This is a genomic window from Caulobacter sp. 602-2, from assembly GCF_011043625.1.
Classification (GTDB): domain Bacteria; phylum Pseudomonadota; class Alphaproteobacteria; order Caulobacterales; family Caulobacteraceae; genus Caulobacter.
Window position 1 is genome coordinate 284,250 of the sequence record NZ_JAAKGT010000003.1, and the last position, 16,337, is coordinate 300,586.

The window sequence follows — 16,337 nt, forward strand, 5'->3', positions numbered from 1 at the left end:
GGCTTACCCGATCTTGACCTTGGTGTCGGACAGGAACTCGTACTCCGGAACCGCGAGGTTCAGCGGAGCCGGACCCTTACGGATGCGGCCCGACGTGTCGTAGTGCGAGCCGTGGCACGGGCAGAACCAGCCGCCGTAGTCGCCGCCGCCGAAGGTGGGCACGCAGCCCAGGTGAGTGCACGAGCCGATCAGCACCAGCCATTGGGCCTTGCCCGGCTTCACGCGGTCGGCGTCCTTCTGGGGATCCTTCATGGCCGCGCCGTCGTCGGCGACCGCCTTCTGGATTTCGGCCGGGGTGCGGTTGCGCACGAAGAGCGGCTTACCCCGCCACTTCAGCGTCACCTGCTGGCCGTCGGCGACCTTGGTCAGGTCGAACTCGGTCGAAGCCAGGGCCAGCGTATCGGCCGAGGGGTTCATCTGGTCGATGAACGGCCAGGCAAGCGCCGCTGCGCCGCCGGCTGCGGCGGTGATCGCGGCAATGTAAATGAAATCGCGTCGGCTGGGATCGGACCCAGGCCCTTTCGTTGCGCCCTCGGCGGTGTCGGCCACCTTGTTCCACCCTTTGAAATCCGTCCGACCGCGAACGGCCAGACCAGGAAATGCGCCATTCGGCGCGATATCTTTACCTCGACCCGCGAGCGGATCTTCGCCACAAGGGGCACGCTCCCTATCGGATGGGCGAACAGAGTTCGCAAGCCCTATTCGATGTGCAGCAATGCCCCTACTAGCCCCATGGTTGGTTTCGTTAGAATGCGTCTCGCGCTTTTTCAACCCGGCATTCCCCAGAACGTGGGCGCGGCGATTCGGCTTTCGGCCTGCCTGGACGTGGGCCTCGACGTCATCGAGCCCTGCAGTTTCCCCTTGGATGACAAGAGCTTGAAGCGCGCGGCCCTCGACTACGGCCCGCTCGCGCACCTCATGCGGCACGATTCGTGGGAGACCTTCCTGAAGGCGCCGCAGCGCGCCCACGGGCGCCTGGTGCTTTTCACCACGCGCGGCGAGCAAAGCTTCCACGACTTCGCCTTCCAGCCCGGCGACACCCTGCTGTTCGGCAACGAGAGTCGCGGCGCGCCCGAAGAGGTTCACGCCGCGGTCGACGCCCGGGTGGTGATCCCGCTGCGGCCGCAGGCCCGCTCGCTGAACGTCTCGGTCACCGCGGGCATGGCCCTGTCGGAGGCCTTGCGCCAGACGGGCGGCTTTCCGTCCCTGACCACGCTGCAGACGTAAAAAAGGCGGCCCCGTTTCCGGGACCGCCCAAGTTTAACCATCGGCGCTCGGATGCGAGCTGGCGGGCAAGGTGTGGAGTCTTCGCCCGCGCTCGGCGTCCTTCGCGGCCCACCCTTGCGGGTTAGGCCAGCACCATGATCACGACCCGGCGGTTCTGCGCCCGGCCTTCGGTGGTCTCGTTCGGGGCGACGGGATCTTCCGCGCCGTACGAGATGGTCGCCATGCGGTTCAGGGCCACGCCCTGACGCGACAGGAACTTGCGCACGGCGTCGGCGCGGCGCTGGCCCAGCTTTTCGTTGTAGCCGGCCTCGCCGGTGGCGTCGGTGTAGCCCTGGATCTCCAGGTACACGTTCTTGTTCTCTTCCTTCAGCTTGGCCGCGAAGTCGGCCAGACGCTGTTCGGCTTCCGGGGACAGGGCGTCCTGGTCGGTCGGGAACTTCACCGAGTCGTCCGAGAGCACCATCGAGTACATGAACTTGCCTTCGGCGAGCTTGCCGGCGGCAGTCGCGCGATCGAGGGCTTCGCGGGACGTCTTGTCGAGTTCGGCGATCTGGGTGTCGTGGCCGTCCACCCGCGTGTTCACCGCTCCGACCTGAGTGTTGACGTACTTCTTCGTCGCGCAGCCGCTGACCGCCAGGCCCCCAGCCACCAGCGCGACAACCGTCGCCATCTTCAAGCTGCCTTTGACTTGGCCGATCATTGTTCGCTTCTTCTCCTCATTGATCCAAGAAAGCTTGACCTTGGACCTACACACTCATCCGGGTCGTTCAGCTTTCGCATTACGAAACCGTCAGGTGACAGAGGCGAAAAATAGGCGTGTTCTTGTCGTGATTGGCGCCGCTTGCAGCCTATGCTCTTGGTCACTCTATTGACCGCGCGCGATCGCTCGAACCGCGATTTGGTTCCGTAAATTATTTTCAGTTCGAAGAGGATTTTTTGAGGGGCGCGGAGGGCTCTGGAGCCCTCGACACGGGCTCGGTGCGGGTCCCCGAGGGAATCGGGAAACGGCGCCGACGGCCAGGAAAGACGCCCGGCTCTCCCTCTAGATGTAGGCAGCTTTCGCGTCACCGCAAACGAAAAACGCGCCCCGGACATCCGGAGCGCGTCTCTTTTCGACTCGACTGGCGCCTACTGCAGGGTCGCCCTGCCGAAGGACAGGCCGCCATCGTCGGCCCCGACGGCGATGACGCCGCCGTCCTCCAGTTCGCCGGCCAGCAGCCTGCGGGCGATCGGATCGACCAGTTCCTTCTGGATCACGCGCTTCAAGGGACGCGCGCCATAGACCGGGTCGTAGCCCTTGTCGGCCAGCCACTGCAGGGCCTCGGGCGCCAGCGCCAGGGTCATGCGACGATCGGCCAGCAGCTTCTCCACCCGGCCCAGCTGGATACGGACGATGTCGCTCATGTTCGAGCGGTCCAGCCGCTTGAACAGGATGATCTCGTCGATCCGGTTCAGGAACTCCGGACGGAAGTGGCCGCGCACCGTGGTCATGACCAGCGGGCGAACCTCTTCCACGTCGGCCCCGTCTTCCTGGTTGGCCAGGAACTCGGCGCCGAGGTTGGAGGTCATGATGATGATGGTGTTGCGGAAATCGACCGTCCGCCCCTGCCCGTCCGTCAGACGGCCGTCATCCAGAACCTGCAGCAGCACGTTGAAGACGTCCGGGTGGGCCTTCTCGATCTCGTCGAACAGGACCACCTGGTAGGGACGGCGACGGACGGCTTCCGTCAGCGCCCCGCCCTCGTCGTAGCCGACATAGCCGGGAGGCGCGCCGATCAGGCGGCTGACCGAGTGCTTTTCCATGTACTCCGACATGTCCATGCGGGTGATCGCATGCTCGTCGGCGAACATGAATTCGGCCAGGGCCTTGGTCAGCTCGGTCTTGCCCACGCCCGTCGGGCCCAGGAACAGGAACGAGCCGATCGGGCGCGTGGGATCGTGCAGGCCGGCGCGCGCGCGGCGGACGGCGTCGGACACGGCCTCGAGGGCCTCGTCCTGGCCGACCACGCGCGAGCGCAGGGCGACCTCCATCTGCAGCAGCTTCTCGCGCTCGCCCTCCAGCATCTTCTCGACCGGCACGCCGGTCCAGCGGCTGACGACGGCGGCAATCTGCTCGGCGTCGACGACTTCCGGCGTCAGGGCCTTGTCGCCGTTCTCACCGGCCTCGGCGTCGGCCAGGCGCTTTTCGAGCGCCGGGATCTCGCCGTACTGGATCTGGCCGGCGCGGGCGAAGTCGCCGGCGCGCTGGGCGTTGGCGAGGTCGGCCCGCAGGCGATCGAGGGCTTCACGGGCCTGGGCCGCGCCGCCGACCTTGTCCTTCTCGGCCTTCCAGCGGGCGGTCATCTCGTCCGAGCGGAACTGAAGGTCGTCGATCTCGACCTCCAGGTTCTCCAGGCGCTGCTTGGAGGCGGCGTCGGTTTCCTTCGACAGCGCCTCGCGCTCGATCTTCAGCTGCACCAGGCGGCGGTCGATCTCGTCGAGCTCCTCGGGCTTGCTGTCGATCGCCATGCGCACGCGGCTGGCCGCCTCGTCCACCAGGTCGATAGCCTTGTCGGGCAGGAAGCGGTCGGCGATGTAGCGGTTGGACAGCGTCGCGGCGGCCACGATGGCGGAGTCCGAGATGCGCACCCCGTGGTGGACCTCGTACTTCTCCTTGAGGCCCCGCAGGATCGAGACGGTGTCCTCCACCGTCGGCTCCTGCACGAACACCGGCTGGAACCGGCGCGCCAGGGCGGCGTCCTTCTCGACGTGCTTGCGGTACTCGTCCAGCGTGGTGGCGCCCACGCAGTGCAGCTCGCCGCGCGCCAGGGCGGGCTTGAGCAGGTTGGAGGCGTCCATCGCCCCGTCGCTCTTGCCCGCGCCGACCAGCGTGTGCATCTCGTCGATGAACAGGATGATCGAGCCCTCGGCCGCGGTCACCTCGGCCAGCACGGCCTTGAGGCGCTCCTCGAACTCGCCGCGATACTTCGCGCCGGCGATCAGGCTGCCCATGTCGAGCGACAGCAGCTTCTTGTCCTTCAGGCTCTCGGGCACGTCGCCGTTGACGATGCGTTGCGCCAGGCCCTCGACGATGGCGGTCTTGCCCACGCCCGGCTCGCCGATCAGCACCGGGTTGTTCTTGGTGCGGCGCGACAGGACCTGGATGGTGCGGCGGATCTCTTCGTCGCGGCCGATGACCGGGTCGATCTTGCCGTCGCGGGCGGCCGCCGTCAGATCGCGGGCGTAGCGCTTGAGCGCGTCATAGCCTTCCTCGGCGTTGGCGCTGTCGGCGGTGCGGCCCTTGCGCAGGGCGGCGGCGGCGGTTTCCAGGCTCTGGGCCGAGACGCCGGCGTCCTTCAGCGCCTTGGCGCTCTCGGCGCCGTCCTTGGCGATGGCGACCAGCAGGCGCTCGGTGGTGACGAAGGCGTCGCCGGCCTTCTTGGCGCCGTCTTCGGCGGCCGCGAAGACACGGGCGGTGTCGGGCTTCATGTAGAGTTGGCCGCCGGCGCCGTCGACGCGCGGGTTCTTGGCCAGGATCGCGTCCACGGCGGCGTCGGCCGCGTCGGGGCGGCCGCCGGCGTTGGCGATGATGGTGCGCGAAAGCCCGTCTTTCTCTTCCAGCAACACCTTCAGCAGGTGCTCGGGCCCAAGTTGCTGGTGACCACGGGCCAGGGCCAGGCTCTGCGCGGATTGCACGGCCTGCTTGGCGCGGTCGGAATAGATGTCGATCTTCAAGTCAGCGTCCCCTTCACTAGGCGGATCAGGCCGGGTCGCCTCTGATGAGCACGACCCGGTCCGTCAGGGGATGTAGTGTGGCCCCAGAGCCACACAAGGCTCACCAGCCCTGGCTGGCCAGATAGTTTTCCAGCGCCTGGATGCGGGTGGCGTCCGAAGGGTGGGTCGAGGCGAACTCCGGTCGTCCCGCCCCGCCTTGGGCCTGCATCTTGCGCCACAGGGCCACCGCCTCGCGCGGCCGGAAGCCGGCGCGCTGCATGATGTCGACGCCGATGCGGTCGGCCTCCAGCTCGTGCTTGCGCGAGAACGGCAGCAGGAAGCCCATCTGCGCGCCCGCGCCGCCCAGCGAGGCCACGGCCCGGCCGCCGTCGCTGCTTCCGCCGCCTGCCGCGGCCTGGGCGATGGCCAGGACCAGCTGGGTGCTCATCTGCTGCGAATAGCGCTCGGCGGCGTGGCGGCCCAGCACGTGGGCGGCCTCGTGGCCCAGCACGGCGGCCAGCTGGTCGTCGTTGTCGACCAGGCGCACCAGTCCCGAATTGACGCCGATATGGCCGCCCGGCAGCACGAAGGCGTTGGGCGTGTCGTTGTCGAACACCACGTAGTCCCACGGGCGGTTGGCCAGGCCCGCCGCCTCGATGATCCGCTGGCCCACGGTGGTGACCCGCGCGTTCATCCGCGCGTCCTTCGAGATCTTGCTGGTCCGCAGCGTCTGCTCCCAGGCCGCCTCGCCAGAACGCGCCAGGCTGGCCTCGTCGACCATGGCGAACTGGTCGCGGCCGAGTTCGGCGTTGTAGGCGCAGCCCGAGAGCATCAGGCCGGCGATCAGGACCAGCGACGGACGAAGGCGCATGGGCGGCTCGCGTTATTGTTGTCGACGGCCCGACTTAAGGCGCGGGGATAGCCGCTGGCAACAGGATCAGCCCCGAGGGGGCGCTTTCAGCCGTCGAGGCGACGGAAGGTCATCGCTTCAGCTCCAGGATGTCCAGCTTCGACTCCTGCTTGGGCCAGGGCATGACCAGGCGGTAGCGATTGGGGCCGATGCGTTCGAACACGCCGGCCTGGTCGCGCTCGGCGTCGCGACGGTAGGCCGCCCGGCCCTCGCGGTCGCCCCAGGCCACGGCGCCCAGGAACACCAGCCGCCGGTCGCGGTCGGGATAGAGGTTGCCGGCCTGCCGCTGCGAGCCGGAGGTCTTCTCCAGCAGCAGGTCGCCGCCCGGCGTCAGCTGCACCCGGCAGCGGAACCAGCCGTAGGCGACATAGGGAAGGCCCCGGCCGTCCTGGCTGCCCAGCTTGATCGTGCGGCACTGATAGGCGCCCGGCGTCGGCTGCGGCCGGGCGAGCGCGGCGCGCGGATCGGCCAGCGGCCCCAGCGCCCGCAGGTCGCGGCCATGGCCGCCCCGCCGCGCTTCGGACAGCGCCGCGTCCCAGGCCTCGTCCAGCCGCTCGATCCGGCGCGCGTCATCGCGCGTGGCGTCCCGCCGCCAGTCGCCCGAGGCGGCCAGGACGGGCGTGACGACGAGGAAGGACAGGCTGAGAGCGGCGGCTGCGCGCATGACGGCTCCTGCGACGACGAAAGAGCCCTAGGTAACTCGCAAGGCTGCCCGAGAGTTCGCCTCAGCGCGCGGCGGCGATGGTGCGGGCCAGCTGCCGGGGGTCGACCGGCTTGCTGAGGATGGGGGCGTCGCGCAGGTCGGGCCGCACGCCCTGGTCGCCATAGCCGGTGACGAAGGCGAAGGGCACGCCGCGCTCGCGCAGCACGTCGGCGGCCGCGAACGAGGTGCCGCCGTCGAGGTTCACGTCCAGCAGGGCGAAGTCGACGATCTCGCGCCGCGCCGCCTCCACCGCCGTCTCGGCCGAGACCGCCGGGCCGGTGACGTCGCAGCCCAGGTCGGTCAGCAGGTCCTCGACCAGCATGGCGACCATGATCTCGTCCTCGACGATCAGCACCCGCATCAGGCGGCTCCCCTGGCCAGCGTCGGCTGGGGCGCCGGACGGCGGCGGATGCGGGCGACGATGGTGCAGACCACGCCCTCGGGCGGATAGTCCAGCGCCGCCTCGCCGTCGAGCTCCAGCGCCAGGCCGCGGGTGATCAGGCGGCTGCCGAAGCCCTGGCGCTCGGGCGGCGACACCGGCGGACCGCCGGCCTCCTGCCAGCGCAGGCGCAGCCGCTCCTCGTCGCCCTCGCCTTCCCGGCTCCAGCCCACCCTCACCTGCCCGGTCGACTGCGACAGGGCCCCGTACTTGGCGGCGTTGGTGGTCAGTTCGTGCAGGGCCAGCGACAGCGACAGCGCGGTCTTGGGCGACAGGCGCACCGGCGGCCCGTCCAGTTCGAAGCGCGAGGCGTCGCCGTAGGAGTCGACGAGGCCGGCCATGATGTCGTGCAGGTCTGCGCCGTCCCAGCTTTCGCGCGTGAGAATGTCGTGGGTGCGGGCCAGGGCCAGCAGGCGGGTGGTCAGCGACTCGCGCGCATCGCCCAGATCGGCGGCGTTGCGCAGGGTCTGGCCGGCGACCGACTGCACGGTGGCCAGGGTGTTCTTGACCCGGTGGTTGAGCTCGTTGACCAGCAGCCGCTGCAGTTCCTCGGTCCGCTTGCGCTCGGTGACGTCGCGCATCACGCCGGTGAAGAACCGCCGGTCGCCGGATCGCCATTCGGCGATCGAAAGCTCCAGGGGGAAGGTGCTGCCGTCCTGGCGGCGGCCGAACACCTCGCGGCCGATGCCGATGATCCGGCGCTCGCCCGTGCGGCGGTAGGTGTCGAGATAGCCGTCGTGGGCCGCGTGATGCGGCTCGGGCATCAGGGCCCTGACGTTGGATCCGATCATGTCGGACGCCGCATAGCCGAACAGGCGCTCGGCGGCGGGATTGAAGGCTTCGATGCGGCCGCGCTCGTCGATGACGACGATGGCGTCCACCGCCGTGTCGACGATGGCCCTGTAGCGGGCCTCTTCGCCCGCACCGCCCGACTGTCCTGCTCGACCGTTCATGGCCGGCTCCCCCTGGGTCGTCAGAAGGAGCCTAGCCTAGGGGTTGATCCGCCGCCAAGTCCTCGCGGCGGATCGTCACGCATGTTCTCAGGCGTCTTCCGACTCGGGAGCCGGGGAATCGCCGCCTTCGAAGCTGCGCGGGGCGCGGCGACGACGGGGCTTCTTGACCTCTTCGCCGGCGGCCTCGGGGGCCTGAGCGGCGGGGGTCTCGGCCGCCGGAGCGGCTTCGGCCTTGGGTTCGGCGGCGGGCTTGGGCTCGGACTTGCGGCCCAGGAACGCCGGAGCGTGGCTGACGGCGCCATCCTGGCCGCGCAGCACCGGCGAGCTTTCGGCCGCCTGCGCCTCACCGCCCAGCGGGGCGGCTTCCGGCTCGATCACGGCCAGCGGATCACGGTCGCCGCGGTCGCGATCGCGGTTGCGGTCACGATCGCGGTCACGGCGCGAGCGGCGGCCTTCGCGGGCCTCGCCCTGGAATTCGCCGCCTTCGGCCGCCGGACGGTCCTCGCGCGGCTGGCGCTCCTCGCGGGGGCGATCGTCGCGAGGACGGTCGTCGCGGTCGCGGAAGCGCTCTTCGCGCGGGCGGTCGTCGCGCGGACGATCATCACGGGGACGGTCGTCGCGGTTACGGTCGCGGTCGTCGCGGTCGCGCCAGCGGTCGCGGCGGCCTTCGCCCTGCTGACCGTCGCGATCACGGTCGCGGTTGCGGTCACGGTCGCGGTTCTCGAAGCGGTCGCGGTTGCGGTCGCGGCGCTGCTCGCCCTGGCCTTCGCCGCCCTCGCCGCCTTCCGCGCCCTCGACGGGCGTCTCGGCGGCCGGCGGGGCCTCGGGGGCCTCTTCCGGCTCGGCCTCGAAGTCGATCTCGTAGGCCGAATAGGCGTCCTTGCCGATGATGTCGCTGACCGGACGATTCGGCTGGATGGCGCGCAGGACGCGGAAATAGTGCTCGGCATGCTGCAGGTAGTTCTCGGCCAGCACCCGGTCGCCGGACGACGAGGCGTCGCGGGCCAGCTGCTGGTACTTTTCGTAAACGCTCTGGGCCGCGCCGCGGACCTTCACGCCGTCGGGACCGTTCGAATCGAAGGCCCGGTTGGCGTTGTGCTGCTGCGGCTTGCCACCACCGCCCCCGCGGTTGTTGCGGCCACGCTGGCGCTTCATGCCCTTGAAATCTCTCATCTTCTTCTAAACCTGTCCGATCTGGACACTTCAGCCCGATCGGTATTCGGTCTCTTGAGACTGGGTGCGCCCGTCTCGGGCTCGCCTTCGATGTTCTTGAGACCTGGGTTTCCGTAGAGTCTCCGTCCGGATCGGGCGCGGCTTTCGGCCTCGTCGGCCGTTCGCGCCTGCCGGATGTGTCTAGCGGCCGTCGAAACGACCGCTCTTCCCGTCACCCGGCGATTTGGAAGGAGACCCTTTCCGTCTACCGCCTCACGCCGGCGTTTCCAAGGGGTTTTTGAAGCCCGTGACAACACGGTCGTGGGTGGACAGATCCTTGACCGTCCGCACGTTCTGGGCGCCCGCCTCGTTGAACAGGGCCTCGACCGCCGCCGACTGGTCGAAACCGATCTCGACGCAGAACAGGCCGCCGGGCTTGAGCACCCGCAGGATCTCCGGCGCCAGGGCGCGGTAGGCGTCCAGGCCGTCGGCGCCGCCGTCCAGGGCCAGGCGCGGTTCGTGGTCGCGCACTTCCGGCTGCAGGGTGTCGATGTCGGCGGTGGGGATGTAGGGCGGGTTGGAGACGACGACGTCGAAGCTGGCGTCGCCCATGCCGGTCGTCCAGTCGCCGCGCATCAGGGCCAGGCGGCCGTCGAGGTCCAGGTTGGCGGCGTTCTCGCGCGCCACGGCCAGGGCTTCCTCGGAGATGTCGACGCCCAGGCCCTTGGCGGCCGGACGCTCGGCCAGGATCGCCAGCAGCATGGTGCCCGAGCCGACGCCCAGGTCCAGCATGTTGAAGGCCATGGTCTCGGGGAAGGCCTTCAGCACCTCGTCGACGATGACCTCGGTCTCCGGACGCGGGGTCAGCACGTCCTTGGTCACCGACAGCAGGATCTTCCAGAAGCCCTTGCGGCCGATGATGTGGCTGACCGGCTCGCGGCGGGCGCGGCGCTCCAGGTACTCGTCCAGGGTGGCGACCTGCTCGGCGGTCAGCTCGCGATAGGGGTCGGTGATGATGTCGGTGCGGCTGACGCCGGCGGCGACTTCCAGCATCAGGCGCGCGTCGATGGCGGGCTGATCGATGCCGGCTTCCTTCAGGCGCTCCTTGGCGCCGTTCCAGGCTTTGACGAGGGTGAGGGTCATGGCGGCTCCAATAGCGCGTCGCGGCGGCGAGGGCGAGATTGCAGATGGATACCAATAATTGGTATGCTGTGGCTTGTAGGAGCCTGCTATGAGCAAGAACACCTCGGTAAGCCTCGGGCCTCACTTTCAGGACTTCATCGAAACACAAGTCGCGCAGGGTCGCTACGGCTCGGCCAGCGACGTGATCCGCGCCGGCCTGCGGCTGCTGGAAGAGCACGAAACCAAGCTCGAAGCGCTCAGGAACGCCCTGGCTGAAGGCGAGGCCAGTGGGTTCATGGAAGAGCCGTTCGACTTCGACACCTTCATCGCCGAACTCGAAGCCGAGGCCGAGCAGGAGAAATGAGCAGCTACCGGCTGTCATTCCTGGCCCGCCGCGACATCGACGATATTCGCGCCTATTCCAAGGCGCAGTGGGGACCGCGCCGAGCAGCGGCCTATCTGCGCGACATCAAGCGCGCCCTCGATCTCGTCGGATCACATCCCGCAGCCGGTCGACAGGACGAACGTCTCATCTCTGTCTATCGACGACATACCGTAGGATCTCACGTGATCTTCTATCGGTCGGCCTCGCAGATGACGCTCATCGTCCGGATCCTGCATCAGCAGATGGACCCGAGCTCGCATCTCTAGCCCTCCACCGCCACCGCATCGCCCTGCCCCACCGCGCCGCCTTCGGTGACGTTCAGATAGATGCCGCAGAAGGTGTGGCCGTAGTTGTCGAACAGGGCCTTCACCACCTCGATGTCGCGCTCGGCGGTGACCGGGTCGACGTGGGTGGCCGCGCAGCGGACGATGGGTTTCAGCACTTCCGCCGTCGCCCCGCCGACGCGCACGGTCCTGCCCGTCCAGCCGTTCTCGACCCAGGCCGGCCAGCCCTCGACATAGAGGTTGGCGCGGAAACGCAGGGGATCGACCGGACGGCCGATCTTTTCGGCCAGGTCGCGCACGCTGGCCAGGTTCACGATCGAGACGAAACCCTGCTTGCTGTCCATGAACCGGTGCGCGCCCGGCCCTTCCAGCACCCGCAACGGCCCCTTGGCCTCGTCGCCCAGCAGGGCCGCCAGCCAGGCCTCGAAGCCGCGCCGGCCATCGTCGCTGGAAAGGTCGCCGGCGAACGGCGCCAGCCCCTCGGCCGAGGCGGTCAGCACGCCGCTGGCCTCGTCATAGGCCGTGCGCGCCCTGGCGACGGCGGGGATCTTGGCCAGCACCGTGAACTTCATCTTCGACAGGTGCGCGGGCGCATCCGTGTCGAAGCCGCTGGGGCCGTCCTCGACCGCATACAGCCGGTCGCAGGGAAAGCAGGCGCCGGCCGCGAGCGTGGCGGCCGAAAGCCGCTCGGGGGTGAACCCCTTGACGGGATGACGGTAGAGCGAGGCGACCTGGGCTTGCATGGCCGGAAGGTGATCGCGGCGGCTGCGCTTTGCAAGGCGGGAACACCATGTCGCCTGGCGGATTTGACCTGCAGGGAGGCCTGCTCATGACCGACACCACGCCGCGACGCCCCGTAAGGTCGTGGCTGGCCTCGCGGCCCTACCATCTGGCGCCCTGGATCCTGCTGCTGGCGGTCGCCCCCTTCGCCTTTCCAAAGCGTCTGGAGCCCCAGGTCGAACCGCACGCGCCGCCGCCCGGCCTGTCGGAAGACCGGACCATGCCCCCGCACGAGTTCGACCAGGCCGAGCCCCGGCGCGGCCGCGCCGCGCGGCATCCCCAGGGCATTCCCCTGCTGGGCTGGCGCGACATCCTCTGGCGCACCGCCCGCGAGATCAGCGTCGACAAGCTACCCTCGGTAGCCGGCGGCGTGACCTTCTACACCCTGCTGGCGCTGTTCCCCGCCATCGGCGCCTTCGTCTCGCTGTATGGCCTGTTCGCCGACGTGGCGGCGGTGGAAAAGCAGCTGCAGGAGATGGCCACCGTCTTTCCCGCCAGCGTCGTCCAGATCGTCGGCGAGCAGATGCTGCGGCTGGCCGGACAGGAGGGCGGCAAACTGGGCCTGGCCTTCGTGGTCAGCCTGCTGCTGTCGATCTGGAGCGCCAACGCCAGCATGAAGGCGCTCTTCGACGGCCTGAACGTCGCCTATGACGAGGACGAGAAGCGCAACTTCGTCGGCAAGACCCTGCTGACCTACGGCTTCACCCTGTGCGCCCTGCTCTATGCGGTGTTCATCGCCGCGGTGCTGATCGCCGCCCCGATCGTGCTGGAGCGCGTGGGCCTGGGCGCGATCTCGGCCTTCTGGATCCCGCTGCGCTGGCTTTCGGTGTGGCTGGTGACGGCGCTGGCCTTCGCCATGCTCTACCGCTTCGCCCCCTGCCGCGCCCGGCCGCGCTGGCGCTGGGTGGTGCTGGGGGCGCTGTTCGGCGCGGCCGCCTGGCTCGTGGGCTCGCTGGGCTTTTCGATCTACGTCAACCGCATCGCCCACTACGACGCCACCTACGGACCGCTGGGGGCGGTGATCGCCTTCATGGTCTGGGTGTGGTTCTCGATCATGACCGTGCTGGTCGGGGCCGAGCTCAACGCCGAGATCGAGCACCAGACCGCCCACGACTCCACCACCGGCCCGGAAAAGCCGATGGGCGCGCGCGGCGCGGCCATGGCCGACACGGTGGGGCTGGCCTTCCACCCCTGGGAGATGATCAAGCGCGAGGCCGGCACGGTGAAGCGGATCGGCGGCCGCTACTGGGGCCATGCCGCCACCCGTATCGGCAGGAAGGGGCCGCCCAAGCGCTGAGCGCTTGGCGCCGCGCGCGACGCATGGCTTAGCTCGCCGCCATGATCTTCGCCCCCGCCGCCCCGTCCGAGCACGACGCCATCGTCGCCCTGGTCAATTCCGCCTATCGCGGCCAGGGGGCCCAGGCGGGCTGGACGACCGAGGCCGGCTATATCGACGGCCAGCGCATCGACCTTGCGAGCCTGCGCGCCGACCTGGCCGCCGCTCCGCAGGCGGTGATCCTGACGGCCCGCGACGAGGCCGACGGCCCGCTGCTCGGCTGCGTGTGGCTGGAACCGGCCGAGGCCGGGGTCTGGTACCTGGGCATGCTGACCATCCGGCCCGACCTGCAGGACCGCCAGCTGGGCCGCACCCTGCTGGCGGCCGGCGAGGCCGACGCCCAGGCGCGCGGCGCGGTCCGCATGCGCATGACCGTGGTCCACATCCGCGACACCCTGATCGCCTGGTACGAGCGCCGCGGCTACGCCCTCACCGGCGAGACCCGTCCCTTCCCCCATGGCGACGACCGCTTCGGCAAGCCGCTGCGCGACGATCTGGCGTTCGTGGTGATGGAAAAGGAGCTCTGATCCCTCTCCCCTTGCGGGAGAGGGTGGCCTCGCGGAGCGAGGTCGGGTGAGGGGTTGCACGAACAGAAACGCCGCGAAAGCCGACCAGCTTTCGCGGCGTTTGACGTCTGAGAGACCCCTCATCCGTCGGCTTTCGCCGACACCTTCTCCCGCAAGGGGAGAAGGAAATCAGTCTTCCAGGCTGGCCAGGCGCGCAGCCTGGTCCTCGGCGATCAGCGGGTTGATGACGTCGTCCAGGGCCTCGCCCTCGATCACCTTGGCCAGGTTGTAGAGGGTCAGGTTGATGCGGTGATCGGTCACCCGCCCTTGCGGGAAGTTGTAGGTGCGGATCCGCTCGGAGCGGTCGCCGCTGCCGACCTGGCTCTTGCGGGCGTCCGAGCGGGCGTCGTCCAGGGCCTGGCGCTGCATGTCGTAGAGGCGCGCCTTCAGGTTCTTCATCGCCTTGGCGCGGTTCTGGTGCTGGCTCTTTTCCGAAGAGGTCACCACCACGCCGGTCGGCAAGTGGGTGATGCGCACGGCCGAGTCGGTCTTGTTGACGTGCTGGCCGCCGGCGCCGGACGAGCGGTAGGTGTCGATCCGCAGATCGCTTTCCTTGATCTCGATCTCGACGTCCTCGGCTTCCGGCAGCACGGCCACGGTGGCGGCCGAGGTGTGGATCCGCCCCTGCGCCTCGGTCTCGGGCACGCGCTGCACGCGGTGCACGCCGCTCTCGAACTTCAGGCGGCCGAACACGCCGTCGCCGGTGATCGAGGCGATGATTTCCTTGTAGCCGCCCATTTCGCCTTCGGAGACGCTGTCGACCTCGACGCGCCAGCCCTGGGTGACGGCGTAGCGCTGGTACATGCGGAACAGGTCGCCGGCGAACAGAGCCGCCTCATCGCCGCCGGTGCCCGCGCGCACTTCCAGGATGGCCGAAGCGTTCTCGTCCTTGTCCTTGGGGGCCAGCATCAGGGCCAGCTCGCGCTCGAGGATCGGCAGGCGCTCGTCCAGGGCGACGATCTCGTCGCGAACCATGGCGGCCATCTCGGGATCGGCGGCCATCTCGTCCAGCTCGGCGCGTTCGGCGGTCAGCTTGGCCAGGCGCTCGACGGCCTCGGCGACGGGCCGCAGCTCGGCGTGCTCCTTGGAGAGCTTGACGATCTCGCCGCCGTCGGTGGCCGCGCCCATGCGCGCCTCCACTTCGCGGAAACGGTCGAGAACCTGGTCGAGGCGGGCCTGGGGCAGTCGCAAGGGAAGAGATCGCACGGCTGAGGAATTGGGCCGGTCTCTCTAGGCCTTTTCGGGGGGGAAGGGAATGGAGGGGGCCCCGGCCGCCGGCTGCTGACACCCACCGTCAACAGTATCGTTTGAAAACTGACCTGGGTGCGGCTAGCTAGAACACCGCCGGCCGCACGGCGCGGCTCGCCGAGGAAACGTCCATGTCCCTTTCGATCCATCACGTCACGGCCACCGCCGTCACGCGCGGCCTGACCACGCTGTCGCTCCTGCTTCAGAAGGCCAAGGCGCATGCGCAGGCCGCCGGAACCGACCCGGACGCCTACGTCCAGGCCCGCCTGTACGACGACATGCTGCCCCTGGCCGGCCAGATCCAGCGCGCTTCCGACGCGGCGCGCGGCGCCATGGCCCGCCTGAGCGGCGGCGTCGCCCCGCCCATGGCCGACGACGAGACCACCTTCGACCAGTTGCAGGACCGCGTGGAGCGCACCCTGGCCTATGTGCAAGGCGTTCCGGCCGAGGCCTTCGAGGGCGCGGAAACCCGCGAGGTCGTGTTCCCCGCCGGCCCGCTGACCCTGGCCTTCAACGGCCTGGACTACCTGCTGGAGTTCGCCCTGCCGAACTTCCAGTTCCACGTCGTCACCGCCTACGACATCCTGCGCCACAACGGCGTGCCGCTGGGCAAGCGCGACTTCCTGAACCTGGGCGCCGAGCGGGTGCGGACGGCCTGAGCCGTCCGCCCTGGCCGACCTATCGCGTCTTCCACTCCGCCAGCGGCGTCGAGGCCTGCTTGGCCAGCACGGCCTCGGCGGCCTTGTCGCCCAGCACCTTGGCCTTCAGGAAGGCCACGCTCAGCGCGGCGGACTCGTTAAAGCCGGGCGCCTCGGGGTGGTAGGACAGGCCGTGGCCGACGCCCTTGCCGACCCACAGGTACTTCTCGCCGGGCGGGCTGGTGTCGAACGGATAGAGATGCTCGCGCCAGTCGGCGATCATGCCGGGCAGCACGTCCTGGTCGCCGGTGATCATCAGCATCGGCTTCTTGACGCCCTGGAAGGCGGTCGGCCCGATCAGGCCCTTGATGACGCCGGGGCTGGAGAAGCACAGGGCCGCCTTGGTCCGGGGATCCTGGGCCGGGATCATCCCCTCCAGCGCGCCGGCGCGGATCAGCGACATCAGCGAGCCGTAGGAGTGGCCGGCCGAGGCCATGGGCAGGCCGGGCGCGGCCTTTTCGGCATAGTCGGTGGCCGCCGCCAGGTCGGCCAGGCGCAGCGGGAAGGCCGCGCGCAGGTCGTAGTCGGCCCGCTTGGGGTGCTTCATCGAGTCGACGTGCAGCGGCGCGACGATCATGAAGCCGGCCTTGGTCCACAGGTCGAGCAGCGCCGCATAGTGGGTCGGCCAGCCGCCCGCGCCGTGCGAGAAGATGATGATCCCCTTGGGCGCGTCCGGGCGCAGGATGGTCAGCTCGACGTCGCGGTCGCCGACCTTGAGGGTGGTGGTCGAGGTCGCCGTCTCGGCGCGGGCCAGGGCCGGCGCGGCGGCGAAGGCCAGGGTCGCGGCCAGCAGGCCGCGGCGGTTCAGGATAAGCTTGGTCACGAAAAGCCCCACAATCGT

The 16,337-nt window shown here is 69.2% G+C and carries 18 protein-coding genes; 6 read left to right on the plus strand and 12 right to left on the minus strand.

From position 1 onward, the window contains the following. Nucleotides 1-3 precede the first annotated feature (3 nt). On the minus strand, nt 4-549 hold the full coding sequence (gene petA / locus G5B46_RS09600) for a ubiquinol-cytochrome c reductase iron-sulfur subunit (RefSeq protein WP_165258136.1): 546 nt from the start codon (nt 547-549) through the stop codon (nt 4-6). A 201-nt stretch (nt 550-750) separates the two neighbouring features. On the opposite strand from petA, the gene G5B46_RS09605 reads away from it, so the two are divergent. Beyond that, nucleotides 751-1,227 (plus strand): tRNA (cytidine(34)-2'-O)-methyltransferase, encoded by a 477-nt coding sequence (locus G5B46_RS09605; RefSeq protein ID WP_165258138.1) that lies wholly within the window; start codon nt 751-753, stop codon nt 1,225-1,227. A 121-nt stretch (nt 1,228-1,348) separates the two neighbouring features. On the opposite strand, the gene G5B46_RS09610 is transcribed toward G5B46_RS09605, so the two are convergent. The 8 genes from G5B46_RS09610 to prmC form a co-directional block, all read right to left on the minus strand. Next, complete coding sequence (locus G5B46_RS09610; protein WP_240903414.1) at nt 1,349-1,897, minus strand: OmpA family protein; 549 nt, start codon at nt 1,895-1,897, stop codon at nt 1,349-1,351. A gap of 458 nt (nt 1,898-2,355) precedes the next feature. Then, nucleotides 2,356-4,941, minus strand: coding sequence for an ATP-dependent chaperone ClpB (gene clpB / locus G5B46_RS09615; RefSeq protein ID WP_165258142.1), 2,586 nt, complete (start codon nt 4,939-4,941; stop codon nt 2,356-2,358). 100 nt (nt 4,942-5,041) lie between these two features. Then, nucleotides 5,042-5,791 (minus strand): M48 family metallopeptidase, encoded by a 750-nt coding sequence (locus G5B46_RS09620; RefSeq protein WP_165258144.1) that lies wholly within the window; start codon nt 5,789-5,791, stop codon nt 5,042-5,044. Nucleotides 5,792-5,900: 109 nt separating this feature from the next. Further along, complete coding sequence (locus G5B46_RS09625; protein ID WP_165258146.1) at nt 5,901-6,494, minus strand: DUF4893 domain-containing protein; 594 nt, start codon at nt 6,492-6,494, stop codon at nt 5,901-5,903. A gap of 61 nt (nt 6,495-6,555) precedes the next feature. Then, complete coding sequence (locus tag G5B46_RS09630; protein WP_165258148.1) at nt 6,556-6,894, minus strand: response regulator; 339 nt, start codon at nt 6,892-6,894, stop codon at nt 6,556-6,558. Beyond that, on the minus strand, nt 6,894-7,925 hold the full coding sequence (locus tag G5B46_RS09635; RefSeq protein ID WP_165258150.1) for a PAS domain S-box protein: 1,032 nt from the start codon (nt 7,923-7,925) through the stop codon (nt 6,894-6,896). The genes G5B46_RS09630 and G5B46_RS09635 overlap by 1 nt, the downstream gene beginning before the upstream one ends. Nucleotides 7,926-8,012: 87 nt before the next feature. Beyond that, on the minus strand, nt 8,013-9,098 hold the full coding sequence (locus G5B46_RS09640; protein WP_165258152.1) for a DUF4167 domain-containing protein: 1,086 nt from the start codon (nt 9,096-9,098) through the stop codon (nt 8,013-8,015). Between the two features lie 252 nt (nt 9,099-9,350). Next, a complete protein-coding gene (gene prmC, locus G5B46_RS09645; protein WP_165258154.1) occupies nt 9,351-10,220 on the minus strand; it encodes a peptide chain release factor N(5)-glutamine methyltransferase in 870 nt (289 codons plus the stop codon). Between the two features lie 88 nt (nt 10,221-10,308). Between prmC and G5B46_RS09650 the strand changes: the two genes are divergently transcribed. Then, the gene (locus tag G5B46_RS09650; protein ID WP_165258156.1) at nt 10,309-10,563 is read left to right on the plus strand and encodes a type II toxin-antitoxin system ParD family antitoxin; all 255 of its coding nucleotides are present in this window, start codon (nt 10,309-10,311) and stop codon (nt 10,561-10,563) included. Continuing rightward, nucleotides 10,560-10,850, plus strand: a complete 291-nt coding sequence (locus G5B46_RS09655; RefSeq protein ID WP_165258158.1) for a type II toxin-antitoxin system RelE/ParE family toxin — start codon at nt 10,560-10,562, stop codon at nt 10,848-10,850. Before G5B46_RS09650 ends, G5B46_RS09655 begins: the two co-directional genes overlap by 4 nt. On the opposite strand, the gene G5B46_RS09660 is transcribed toward G5B46_RS09655, so the two are convergent. Continuing rightward, complete coding sequence (locus G5B46_RS09660) at nt 10,847-11,611, minus strand: MOSC N-terminal beta barrel domain-containing protein (protein ID WP_165258160.1); 765 nt, start codon at nt 11,609-11,611, stop codon at nt 10,847-10,849. The two genes, G5B46_RS09655 and G5B46_RS09660, sit on opposite strands and share 4 nt — an antisense overlap. An 86-nt stretch (nt 11,612-11,697) precedes the next feature. Here G5B46_RS09660 and G5B46_RS09665 point away from each other — a divergent pair, with 86 nt between their 5' ends. Next, nucleotides 11,698-12,945 carry a YihY/virulence factor BrkB family protein gene (locus tag G5B46_RS09665; protein WP_165258162.1) on the plus strand — a complete coding sequence of 416 codons (1,248 nt, stop codon included), beginning with the start codon at nt 11,698-11,700 and terminating at the stop codon, nt 12,943-12,945. A 41-nt stretch (nt 12,946-12,986) separates the two neighbouring features. Further along, nucleotides 12,987-13,511, plus strand: coding sequence for a GNAT family N-acetyltransferase (locus tag G5B46_RS09670; protein ID WP_165258164.1), 525 nt, complete (start codon nt 12,987-12,989; stop codon nt 13,509-13,511). Nucleotides 13,512-13,679: 168 nt separating this feature from the next. Here G5B46_RS09670 and prfA read toward each other — a convergent pair whose 3' ends face one another. Continuing rightward, nucleotides 13,680-14,741, minus strand: a complete 1,062-nt coding sequence (gene prfA / locus G5B46_RS09675) for a peptide chain release factor 1 (protein WP_165258166.1) — start codon at nt 14,739-14,741, stop codon at nt 13,680-13,682. 188 nt (nt 14,742-14,929) lie between these two features. Here prfA and G5B46_RS09680 point away from each other — a divergent pair, with 188 nt between their 5' ends. Beyond that, nucleotides 14,930-15,457, plus strand: a complete 528-nt coding sequence (locus G5B46_RS09680) for a DUF1993 domain-containing protein (protein WP_165258168.1) — start codon at nt 14,930-14,932, stop codon at nt 15,455-15,457. A gap of 19 nt (nt 15,458-15,476) precedes the next feature. On the opposite strand, the gene G5B46_RS09685 is transcribed toward G5B46_RS09680, so the two are convergent. Next, nucleotides 15,477-16,319, minus strand: a complete 843-nt coding sequence (locus G5B46_RS09685; protein WP_165258170.1) for an alpha/beta hydrolase — start codon at nt 16,317-16,319, stop codon at nt 15,477-15,479. Nucleotides 16,320-16,337 lie beyond the last annotated feature (18 nt).